This window comes from Buttiauxella sp. S19-1 (assembly GCF_022134725.1).
Classification (GTDB): domain Bacteria; phylum Pseudomonadota; class Gammaproteobacteria; order Enterobacterales; family Enterobacteriaceae; genus Buttiauxella; species Buttiauxella ferragutiae.
Map to the genome: position 1 here is coordinate 18,361 of NZ_JAHWLU010000028.1, position 11,898 is coordinate 30,258.

At 56.2% G+C, this 11,898-nt stretch carries 7 protein-coding genes; 1 reads left to right on the forward strand and 6 read right to left on the reverse strand.

The annotated features are described in order from the left end of the window. Positions 1-43: 43 nt before the first annotated feature. Positions 44-1,039 carry an ABC transporter permease subunit gene (locus MES37_RS09075; protein ID WP_064541127.1) on the reverse strand — a complete coding sequence of 332 codons (996 nt, stop codon included), beginning with the start codon at positions 1,037-1,039 and terminating at the stop codon, positions 44-46. After that, complete coding sequence (locus tag MES37_RS09080; protein ID WP_121814514.1) at positions 1,032-2,555, reverse strand: sugar ABC transporter ATP-binding protein; 1,524 nt, start codon at positions 2,553-2,555, stop codon at positions 1,032-1,034. Before MES37_RS09080 ends, MES37_RS09075 begins: the two co-directional genes overlap by 8 nt. Before the next feature lie 213 nt (positions 2,556-2,768). Between MES37_RS09080 and MES37_RS09085 the strand changes: the two genes are divergently transcribed. Beyond that, positions 2,769-5,339, forward strand: coding sequence for an ATP-binding protein (locus tag MES37_RS09085; RefSeq protein ID WP_064541112.1), 2,571 nt, complete (start codon positions 2,769-2,771; stop codon positions 5,337-5,339). Positions 5,340-5,689: 350 nt separating this feature from the next. On the opposite strand, the gene MES37_RS09090 is transcribed toward MES37_RS09085, so the two are convergent. The 4 genes from MES37_RS09090 to MES37_RS09105 are packed head-to-tail and all read right to left on the reverse strand — an operon-like array spanning position 5,690 to position 11,895. After that, complete coding sequence (locus MES37_RS09090; RefSeq protein ID WP_237931148.1) at positions 5,690-7,795, reverse strand: HlyD family efflux transporter periplasmic adaptor subunit; 2,106 nt, start codon at positions 7,793-7,795, stop codon at positions 5,690-5,692. Further along, complete coding sequence (locus tag MES37_RS09095; protein WP_064541109.1) at positions 7,792-9,144, reverse strand: efflux RND transporter periplasmic adaptor subunit; 1,353 nt, start codon at positions 9,142-9,144, stop codon at positions 7,792-7,794. The genes MES37_RS09090 and MES37_RS09095 overlap by 4 nt, the downstream gene beginning before the upstream one ends. Further along, entirely contained in the window at positions 9,141-9,980 is an 840-nt protein-coding gene (locus MES37_RS09100) for an efflux RND transporter periplasmic adaptor subunit (protein ID WP_083963222.1), read from the reverse strand. The genes MES37_RS09095 and MES37_RS09100 overlap by 4 nt, the downstream gene beginning before the upstream one ends. Positions 9,981-9,987: 7 nt before the next feature. Next, positions 9,988-11,895, reverse strand: a complete 1,908-nt coding sequence (locus MES37_RS09105) for a TolC family protein (RefSeq protein ID WP_064541106.1) — start codon at positions 11,893-11,895, stop codon at positions 9,988-9,990. Positions 11,896-11,898 lie beyond the last annotated feature (3 nt).

Below are 11,898 nucleotides of genomic sequence, written 5' to 3' on the forward strand. Positions count from 1 at the left end.
GTTTGGTAGGGTGGATAAGCGATAGCGTCATCCACCGTTTACGTTATGCACTTTGATGGTGGCGGGTACGGTATTTGTCGATCAGCACCGCAATGATGATCACCGCACCCTTGATCACCAGTTGCCAGAAATACGAGACGCCCATTAGCGTCATACCATTGTTGAGCGTGGCAATAATCAGCGCGCCGACCAGCGTGCCGGTAATGGTGCCAATCCCGCCGACGAAGCTAGTGCCGCCGAGGATCACCGCAGCGATAGCATCCAGCTCATAACCGGTGCCAAGATTGCCGTTGGCGCTATACAACCGCGAGGCGCTCATCACCCCGCCCAGCCCGGAAAGCAGCCCGCTCATGCCATACACGAACAGCAACACCATCCAGACTTTAATGCCTGTCAGACGGGCGGCCTGCATGTTGCCGCCGACCGCGTAAATATGAACGCCGAGCGTGGTGCGCCGCAGAATGAACCAACAGACGACAATCACCGCCAGCGCAATCACCACCAGCCACGGAATCGGTCCGAGATACGCATTGCCAATCCATTCAAAATTGATATTCGAGTTAATCACCGTGGTGCCGTCAGCCAGCAAATAGGCCGCACCGCGTAATGCCGTATAGGTGCCGAGGGTGACAATAAACGGCGGTAATCCAGCCCAGGCCACCAGCATGCCGTTAAACAACCCAAGCCCGGTGCCCATCATCAGCGCGGCAGGAATCGACAGTGATTCCCAACCCGGCATGAGTGAAACCACCATCGCCGTCACCGCCGTGGTACCCAAAATAGAGCCAACGGAAAGGTCGATACCACCGGTCAAAATAATGAACGTCATCCCCGCCGCGAGAACGATATTGATCGACGACTGGCGGGCGATATTCAGCAGGTTAGATTCGGTAAAAAAGTTGGGCGTGATAAACCCAAAAATGGCGACGATCAGGATCAATATTGGCAAAATGCCGACGGTTTGCATCAAGTCGCCGAACAGCGCTTTTTTCAGCGAGGCAGATTTGGCGACTTGTTGTGGTGTGGTTGGGCTAGCCATGGTGAATCCCCTTTTTATGGGCATCTTCAACGCCCGTTGCCAGCGTCATAATATTCTCTTGAGTGATCTCGGCGGGGTGCAATTCGCCCGCGATACTGCCTTCGCGCATCACATAAACCCGGTCACTCATGCCGACGATTTCCGGCAACTCACTGGAGATCATCAGGATCGCCACGCCTTGTTTCGCCATCTGGCTCATGATCCGGTAGATCTCGCTTTTCGCCCCGACATCCACGCCGCGCGTCGGTTCATCGAGGATCAAAATACGCGGGCCGATCGCCACCCAGCGCGAGATCAGCAGTTTTTGCTGATTACCGCCGGATAACCCGCCAGCCCGCACTTGCGCGTGCGGCACTCGGATATTCAGCAGGCTGATAGCATCGTCAGAAATGGTCTGGGCTTTTTTGCGATCCAGCCAGCCGTAGTGTGCGTCGCGTTCCAGCGTCGCCATGGTGATGTTGTCTTGTGCGGCGAGTTCGAGGAACAAACCCTGCTCTTTGCGGTTCTCGGTCAGGAAACCGATCCCGTAGTGAATAGCTTCACGCGGTGAATGAATCTTCACCGGCTTGCCATCAATTTCGATGTTGCCGCCGGTCGATTTGCGCACGCCAAAAATCAGCTGTGCCAGCTCGGAACGTCCGGCACCCACCAGCCCCGCCAGCCCGACGATTTCACCGGATTTCACTTGCAGACTGACCGGCTGCACTTTTGCGCCATCCGTCAGGTGGTGAACGTTCAGGCGCACATTCCCCTGCGGAATATCGCGTTCTTTATTGAACAGATCGCTTAGCGGGCGGCCGACCATCATGCGCACCAGTTCGTTAGCGTTGAGGTTTTCACGCGTCAGACTGCCGACGTATTGCCCGTCGCGCAGCACGCTGACGCGGTCAGACAGCTCGTACACTTCCGCCATGCGGTGGCTGATATAGATAATCGCCATCCCTTCATCGCGCAGCCGCATAATCAGCTCGAACAGGCGGTGCGTTTCACGGGACGACAGTGCGGCGGTGGGTTCATCCATCACTAAAATGCGGCTGTTACGGTGCAGTGCGCGGGCGATTTCCACCTGCTGCTGCTCGGCAATTGTCAGGCGCGAGACTAAATCGCTGGCCTTAAACTGTGCGCCGAGGCGGTCGATAACCGTCTGCGCCTGCATCAGCATCTCTTTGCGCTTCACTAAACCGGCGCGTGAAAGCTCGCTGCCGAGGAAAATATTTTCTGCCACGGTGAGGTTAGGGGCGAGCTGCATTTCCTGGTAAATCAGCGTGATGCCGGCGTTTAACGCATCTTTTGGCCCCTTGATGCTGTACGGTTCGCCGTTAATTAAAATCTCGCCGCTGGTGGCGGTATACGCCCCGGCAAGGATTTTCATCAGCGTGCTTTTACCGGCGCCGTTTTCCCCCATTAAGGCGTGTATTTCGCCGGGGAACACCGTTAAATCGACCCCTTTCAACGCAAAAAATTTGCCGAATGACTTGGCAATATTGCGCATCTCCAGAATGGGAACGTGACTCATGTCGCAGCTCCTGCAGGTAAGGTTTCGATTGCTGCCAGTTGAACACGTCTAAGTAAATGCAAAATGTCAGAAGTCGTTCATATTTGTCATATATCCACCCTCACCCCAGCCCTCTCCCTGAGGGAGAGGGGACCAATCGGTTTTCTCCCTCTCCTGGGGGAGAGGGTTGGGGTGAGGGCAAACCACACTGAAAATCATCACCGGAGCCAAACTATGCCTGCACCCCGCACACCGTTCCTCACCAGCGCTCGCGGACGCTTGCTGTCCTTTAACTTGCTGGTGGTGGCGGTGACCTTAATGGTGTGTGGCGTGGCAATTCTCGGCTTTAATCATGCCAGCCGTTTGCAGGAACAAGTGCAGGGGCAAACGCTCAGTGACATGTCCGGCAGCATGGAGTTGGCGCGGGATACCGCGAATGTGGCGACGGCGGCGGTGCGCCTCACGCAAGTGGTTGGTGCGCTGGAATATCAGAGCGAAGCGCAGCGTTTACAGCAAACCCAGCAGGCGTTGCAAAACTCGCTCAATCACCTGGCGAACGCGCCGCTCGCCAGCCATGAACCGCAGCTGGTCAAGCGCATCACCGAGCGCAGTAACGAACTGGAAAGCAGTGTTACGCGCATGCTGGAACTGGGGCATCGTCGCCATCTGGAACGTAACGCGCTGCTCAGTGCGCTGTATCAAAACCAAAGTTATCTGCATCATATTCAGGACATCAATGCCCGTGACGGACGGACGACGCCCGAAGCGCGGCTGTTAACGGAAATGGACCGCCTGATTCTGATTGCCATCCAAACCCCTTCGCCGAAAGCCACCGTGGTGCAACTCACCGAAGTCATGGCGCAGCTTCCGGCGCATGATGATTCACCGCTAGTCGATGAGATATTGCAGGAGTTCACCGCACATTTGCAGCAATTACTGCCACTTTCTCAGGCGCTGGATAACAGCGATTTGGGCATCTCGTGGTTTATGTATCACATCAAAGCGCTGGTGGCGTTTTTGAATGATGACATCAACCAGTACGTGCAAAAAGTGGCACAGGAGTCGCTCAACCGCAGCGAACAGAGCCATCAAGAGCTGCAATCGATGATTGCTTTTATTGGCCTGTTTGCCTTGCTGGCGCTGGTGATTACCGGCTTTGCGGGCTGGTATATCTATCGCAATCTTGGCTCGAACCTGACGGCAATTTCCCACGCCATGACACGGCTGGCGCGGGGGGAGCGCGATGTCAGCGTGCCTGCGTTGCAGCGCCGTGATGAACTGGGCGAGCTGGCGCGTGCCTTTAACGTGTTTGCGCGCAACACCGCCTCGCTGGAACACACCTCGAAATTACTGAAAGAAAAAAGCACTCAACTGGAAACCACTTTCCATGCCATGCGCGATGGTTTTGCGTTGTTCGATAACGACGGCATTTTGGTGGTGTGGAACCCGCAGTATCCGTTGCTGCTGGGGCTGGCAGCGGAACGTTTGCAGCGCGGGCAGCATTACATGAATCTGTTAAAACAGGTGTCGCCGCTCCAGGAACATATCCTTGAAAACCTCTCACGCCCGTTACCCAAACCACAAGAACTACGGCTTGCCGATAATCGCACTATCGAGCTGCGTTTTAGCCCGGTGCCGGGGCGCGGCATGGTGAACGTGGTGCTGGAGCGCACCGAGCGGAAAGCACTGGAAGAAGCACTGGTTCACAGCCAAAAAATGAAAGCAGTGGGGCAACTCACCGGCGGCCTGGCGCATGATTTCAATAATTTGCTGGCGGTGATTATCGGTAGTCTTGAGCTGACATCGGTGGATTCGTCAGATGCCACGCGCATTCAGCGTGCCTTAAAAGCCGCCGAACGCGGCGCGCAACTCACTCAGCGTCTGCTGGCCTTTTCGCGCAAACAATCGCTGCATCCTCATGCGGTGGCGATGAAAAACCTGCTGGAAAACCTCGACCCGCTGATTCGCCATTCACTTCCTGCGACGTTGACGCTGGAAATTGAAGCGCAGCATCCGGCGTGGCCGGCGTGGATCGATGTGAATCAACTTGAGAATGCGATTATCAATTTGGTAATGAATGCGCGTGATGCGATGGAAGGGCAAAGCGGCACGATTAAAATCCGCACCTGGAACCAACGAGTGGTGCGATCTGGCGGTGGCAAACAAGATATGGTGGCGCTGGAAGTGACAGACCGTGGGCATGGCATGTCGGCGGAAGTCAAAGCGCAAGCTTTTGAACCCTTCTTCACCACCAAACAGACTGGCAGCGGCAGTGGGCTGGGGTTGTCGATGGTGTATGGTTTTGTGCGCCAGTCCGGTGGGCGAGTGCAAATTGAAAGTGCGCCGGGACAGGGAACGTTAGTGCGCTTGCAACTGCCGCGTGCATCTGCGCAGGCCGTCAGTGAAACGGTGCCGCTAATGCTTGTGGAAAATCCGCTTCAGGACCAACTGGTGTTAGTGCTGGAAGATGAACACGATGTGCGCCAGACGCTGTGTGAGCAACTGCATCAACTGGGTTATTTGACACTGGAAACCAGCGACAGCCAGCAGGCGCTACAGTTTCTCAAAGAGGTGCCGGATATTCAGATTCTCATCAGCGATTTGATGTTACCGGGGCCGATGAACGGAGCCGATGTGGTGCAGCATGCGCGCGAGCATTATCCACATCTGACTTGCCTGTTGATCAGCGGGCAGGACCTGCGGCGTAGCGGGCAACAATTACCGCCGGTCGAGCTTTTGCGTAAGCCGTTTAATCAGCAAAAACTGGCAAAAGTATTACGACGTGTTACTCAACTTGAAGTATGACGGGTGAATTGCAAATCAATGAAAAGGTCAGTTCCAAACAATTGACTCTGAGTCCAGAAGCGGACATTAATAGAACGACCCCTTCCAGTATCCCAGGAGGAAGGGGTGGGTTTTGGAATGTAACTTAGCCGCCTCATTAAATGATATGCACCTCATTGAGCATCCTGTAGCAAGGACTAAGCCCCTCTGCAAAGAGGGGCTGACTTTGGTCGCTGTTTGGTGGATGACGCCTGCGGCTTATCCCCCCTACAAAACCCCCAAATTTTAATGCGCGTTGTTTGAAACCATTTGTTTTCGTAGGTCGGATAAACGCAGCGTCATCCGACATTCATGCCAGGACGCTGCTGAAATTACCCCTCTTTGCCCATTCCCGTTTGCTGAATCAACATCAATGACACACTATTAAACCAACGATGCGCAAGACTCTGGCGCGAGCTTGCCACTGAAATATCCGCGAGATTTTCCCGGTTCAACACTGCCGCTTTACCATCACCTTCAATCGATACGCGATACCAAACCCCTTGCGGGTGCAAATCTTTGGCCTGCGCCGTCGGGTTTAATGCCACCGGCCCGCCATGCTCTTTCGCTAAAAGCAACGAAGGCAGGCGCGTCACCACATTATGGTCGATGGACACCACGCGTCCGATAAGCGGTTGCCACTCGCCAGGTTGATAAATCCTGGCTGTTGCACCTACCCGTAAACGCGCCAGATCCTCTTCCCCGACCAGCGCTTTGACCCGCCAGCGATCGGCATTCACCAGCGTGGCGATATGCGTGGATGCTGAGATCCAGCTTCCAGGCTGCAAAGAAAGATCGCGATCTTCAATGCGCCCATTCGAGGCGGCAACTAACCGCAGGCGCAGCAATTCGCTATTCCCCGCGCTTTGTTGCAGTGAATACTGGCGTGCCATTTGATCCGCCAGCACCTGTTTGGCGGGGCCGTCTTTCTCCAGCCCTAATGCACCACGGGCGCTGTATTCCCAGGCGCGGCGCATTTCTTCCGCCTTACGTTGCGAGGTTTCTGGCAACGGCGCAATCAGCTCAAACAGCGGTTGCCCAGCTTTTACTTGCTGGCCGTCGGTGACAAAAACTTTCTCAAGGCGTGCGCTGTAGGGCGTGTAAATCGGTTGCACAAAACCGGCTTCCACTACACCTGGCAGGCTCACTTTATTTGACCACGGCACAAAAATAACCAGCAGCGCGGCAATAGCAATCAGCAGCAACCTGCGGCGATAAAACGGCTGGCTTTCCTCGCGCCTGGCCCAACAGTGTTTGATCTCTTTGATCATCGGTTGCACCACAAAAGTGACAATTTCTACCAAAAATAAAATCACGCCCAGCGCTTTAAAAAAGGCGTGATACACCACCACCGCAATGCCGATAAACAGCAGCAGGCGGTAAATCCAGGTGGCAAAAGCGAACAGCGTCAGAAAGCGCGCAAAGGCCGGAGTGACGTTATCGGGTGCGGGATCGTTAATGCCAAACAGGTGCCAGCGCATCGCTCGTTTTGCCCAGTTTCCGGCGCGTTCGTGCAGGCCGGGGAAATCGAGCATATCGCTGAGAATGTAGTAGCCGTCAAAGCGCATAAACGGGCTGGCGTTGACCACCACTGTCATCACCCAGGCGGTGGTCGCCAGGAAAAACAGCGCGTTTTTGATGCTGCCTTCCGGTGCGAATGACCACAGCAGCGTCGCCCATGCCGCCAGCACCAGCTCGGAAACAATCCCGGCGGCGGCGATTTTTAGCCGATCGCGCGAACGAAACAGCTTCCAGCTTTCGCCGGTGTCGGTGTAGGCCATCGGCAGCATCACCAGCAACGCAACACCCATATGCCCAACCCGCACACCGTGGCGCGTGGCGGTTAACGCGTGCCCCATTTCATGCCAGCATTTGGAAAACACCAGCGCGATAGCAAAGGCCGCCGCACCTTGCCAGCTCACCGAATTATGCAGCGTGGCAACCACGGTATCCCACTGGCGCGCCGCCAGCACAATGCCGGTCATCGCCACTAACAGCGTCAGCCACAAGAAAGTTTTGCTGAACAACGGCTGCAACCACGGCAGCGCTTTACGCAGGGCTTTTTCAGGGTGAATCAACGGAATACGAATAAACAAATAACTGTGCAACAGCCATTTCCACACCGATGACCCCGGGCGATAACGCGCGGTGCGCAGCAATTGTTGCTGCTGCAAAAACAGCACAAACGCTTTGACGTCCTCTTCATCCACATTCAGCGTGGTGTGTTGATTAATCGCCTGTGCGATTTTTGCGGTATCAGCCAGTTGCCAGCGTTTGAGAATTTCGATTTCCAGCCAGCCGAGGCGGAAAAACAGGTTGCGCACCGGATCGGCCAAATGCCAGGCCGGCGAACCATCGCGGTTGCTGCCTGCGCTATTGAGGCGCAGTTCATCACGCAGCGCAGGCCACGGCGGCGCTGTGGCGGCACCGCTTATCACCAGCCGCTCCCGGCACGCAAGGTGGCGATAGGGCGGCGCAGCAACAGGTAACCGAGCATTGCCCAGTCACCGGTCACTCGCGCGGTTCCTTGTAAGCCAATACGCGCCACTTCTGGTTTACCTTCAAGCGTGCCGCGCAGCAAATAACTGGCCACGCCGTTGGGCGCTTCAACGGTTTGATAGCCTGCGTAATCCAGTTTCGCGCTAAAAGAATCGAGCGGGGCGACTTTCAAAAATACCGTCATCGGTGCGCCGCGATTCAGGTTGGTGGATTCGCTGACCGGTGCCCAGGCGCGCACGCCGAGGCTATTGGGGTCAGCCAGCAGGCCAATACGCTCACCCGTTTGCACCGGGCGGCCAGCCCAGTCGTCCGGGTCGGAATAGACGAAAACGCCGTTGCCTGGGGCGCGAATCGTGAGTTTATCGATGTCACGGACTATCGACTCCACTTCCACTTTTTTCTCGCGCCATTTACCTTCGGCCATCGCCAGTTCTGACTTGGCCTGTTGATCTTCAATCGCTTGCTGAGAAGCCTGATGCAGCGTGGTTTCAGCGGTTTCCAGCTCGGCCTGTGCCACCGCCAGCCGGTTATGCAGCGTGGTGTCGTCAAGAGTCGCCAGCACCTGGTCTTTCACTACATCGCTGTTTGGCAACACCACCATGCGCTTAATCACCCCGGAATCGGGCGCGGCAATCACTTCACTTTGCAGCGAGATAATTTCCGCTGGCACCAGCGTGTATTCGCGCACCGGAATACACAGCACCAGCAGCACTGCCAGCAGGATATAAGCGAGGCGGCGTCCGGTGTTGCGCTGCCAGAATTGCTTAAAGCGCGACGGGCGCGCGGTTAACGCCCACCAGGCGTAACCGTACAAACCGCTCAGTTGCAGCAGGGTAAATTCTGGCGATGCTGGAGCCAGCGAGGTTGGCCACGGTTCGTCGCGCCCTAAAAACCACAACGCGTGTATTTCGCCGTCGGCACCGGTGAGCGGCAGTACCCAAACCTGCGGCGGCAACCACTCGTTCCACAGCTTAGCCAGCGTTTCGCTTAATTGTGCGGGTGCCAGCGCCAGCACACGGGCTTCCGGGGGTAAGGCTCGGCAATGTGGCGCAATTTCCTGCGCCACATCCGCCAGCCATAAGGCATACGGCGTGTTGTTGTCGGTATCGCTCAGCCCGGAATGGGCCACCAGTTTGGCGCGGTTATTGGGCGCAAGCGACAGCAGTGCGGCCTGGCGGTAATCCACCAGTTGGCGCGTTTCATTACAGATAGCAAACCCGAGTTCAGCGGTATTGCTGATGGTTTCGACTCGGGCGGCCAGTTGGTAAAAAGCTACACTGCTGGTCACGAATTGGCGGTCCCGCTTTTCAGGCAACGGTTTTCATCCGGCGGGCAAACCGCTACCGCTTGTCCGCTCATGCCGGGTAATACGTCGTCGGTTTTGTCCGGGAAGCGGGTTTCGATTTCGATGGTCTGGCTAACGGCATCCACTTTGCCGCTAATGTGCGTCACCGTGAGCGGGTATTGTTTGCCGGTTTCACCGACCGAGGCATTCAGCTGCGAGCCGATTTTTAGCCACGGCACCCAGCTTGACGGCACGTTTAACCGTGCGCGCAAAGTCCCGCTGCCGACCAGATCAATCACTGGCGCACCCGCACCAATCCCCTGGCCTTCTTTGACATAGATTTTAGCGACGCGCCCATTGAATGGAGCCACGAAGCGGCACTGCGCCAGTTGGGCGTCAAATATCCCCATCTGGCCTTTAGTGCGGTTCACTTCGGAAGCGGCTAAGCCCACTTCCAGTGCCGCAGCCGATTGTAATCCTTGCAGTTTAGCTTTGGCTTCATAGCGCAGTTGGGCGGCGTGAAACTCCGCTTCAGCGGCATTTTTGCGGGCTACCAGGTCGCTACAATCCATGTTCGCCAGCAGTTTGCCTTGCGTGACGGTATCGCCCAACTGGACGTTAATTTTCGCCATCCGCCCTGGAACCACGCTGGAAAGCGGGCTTTCACGATTGGCGAGTACCAGGAAGCGCACCGCCGCAGAGCCATCCGCAGCAAACGCGGGCGCGGATAAGCAGGAAAGTGCGCAGATCAACCCGACCATCCATTTTTGTCGGATGACGCTGTTGTTTTTGTAGGGGGGATAAGCGTTAGCGTCATCCACCATTATTTTTGTCTTCATAAATACCTCATGGCGTCGCGGTCAACACGGGGGTCGCCCCGGCAATTCGTTGTAAATCGCTGGTAATCGATAACGTTGCCGCTTCGGCCAGGGCGCTGATAGAACGCGTGCTGGCTTCGTTTGGCAGATAACTCACGTACTGACGCGCCAGCACTTCGGCACCGGTGGCATCTTTGACACGCATCGTCCACACGCCTTTGCGCATGCCATTGTTGGTGCCGCCGCTAAAGCTCATTTGCAAATGGATACTGCTCGGAGACGGTTCCAGCGACAGGTGGTTCGCTTCAATGACCCGCCCGACGGATTGCTCGATGCTGCCACGCGAAACGCCTGCTGGCAGGCGTGTGACCTGAATCGACACCGGGTGTTTTTCAACAGCAATACCAGCGGCATGGGCAAACACCGCACTTTCTTGCTGGCGCAAACTGGTCTGAATTTGTCGCGATAAGCTGGCAACGTCGGTTTTTGTCACCTGATCTGGCAGCAAATCAATACCTACTGAGTTCAGCACTCGGCCATAAGCGGCCTGCGCTTCGGCATACGATGACGCTTCCTGGAAGCGGGAAACGATGGAACGCGCCTGGGTTCTTAATGTTTCCAAATCACTGGTCAGCGAGTTGTCCGATCCGGCGCGGGAAATACTCGCCAGGCGCTGGTCAACTTGCGCCGATTGCTCGGCAATCTGGAAGTCATAGGAGGCCAGTTTGTAGCGTTCGGTGGCGACACGCACCTGTGTGAGCACCGCCATGCTCAGCGCCATACGGCGGGCATCATCGGTTTGCGCGCGCGCGTCGTTGGCGGTGCTAATCGACGGAATGCTCAACAGTTTGAACAGGTTCATCGAAACCCCCACGCCACTCTCAATCCAGTTACTGTTGTAGAGATAGTCGTTGGAGTCGTAGTTAATCCCGGCGAACAGGTTCAGGTTCGGGAATAACGAGGCAATTTGCCGCTTGGTTTCGTAGCTGTCGATGCGTGTTTTGTAATCTTCTTCACGCAATTCAGGTCGGCGTTCCAGCGCCATTTGCTCGAGCTTATCGATGTTAGTCGGTGCCGGAGCCAGCGGCGTTGGCGTGTCTTGCAACACCAGCGGCGTGCCCGGCGGCAGGTTGATCAGCGCCGTCAGTTCGCTTTTCGCCAGCTCCATTTGCTGTCGTTTCTGGTTGAGCAACGTCATGCCATCCAGCAGCGCACGTTGGTATTCCAGCCCTTCAACCGGTGGCAAAATCCCCGCCTGTTCGGCTTCGCGGGTTTTATCCAGCGCCTGGGCAATTTGCTCGGCCAGCGGTTGGGTTTCATCCAGCAAACGCTGCGCGCCCAGCGCTCGCCAGTAGGCATCACGCACTTCCTGGACGATGTTTTGCAGCACTTTGCGGCGGCGTTCTTCGGCGATGTTCACTTCATCTGCCTGCTGTTTAGCGCGGAAGTAGCTCATCCCGAAGTCGAGCACATCCCACGAAAAAGTCGCGCTGGCAAGGTAATGTGAGCGCTCTTCCGAGGTGGAAGGACGCAGGCTGATCACGCCATCGTCAATGCCGACACTGGTGCCGCCCGAATCGTTATCACGCCAGCGATAACCGGCATCCGTCATCAGTTTTGGCAGCATGTCTTGTTGCGAGACATCCAGCAGGCTGCGTGACAGCGCGGTTTCCATCATTTTCAGGCGGTAATCGAGGTTATATTTTAACGCTCGCGCCATCGCGTCGGATAACGTCAGTGGGCCATGCAGGGCTTCCTGCCCGCGGTACATTTCCGCACGGTCGCGATTCACGCGTGCGGTGATTTCATCCTGAGTCATCGGCTCCGGTTTCACCGTGCCACAGCCTGCCAAAACCAGCACCGCAATCAAACCGGCCACGGGTTTGATTAACGGTACGCCACGTTTTTTATATTGCGCCACCACGTATGCGTTCATCGT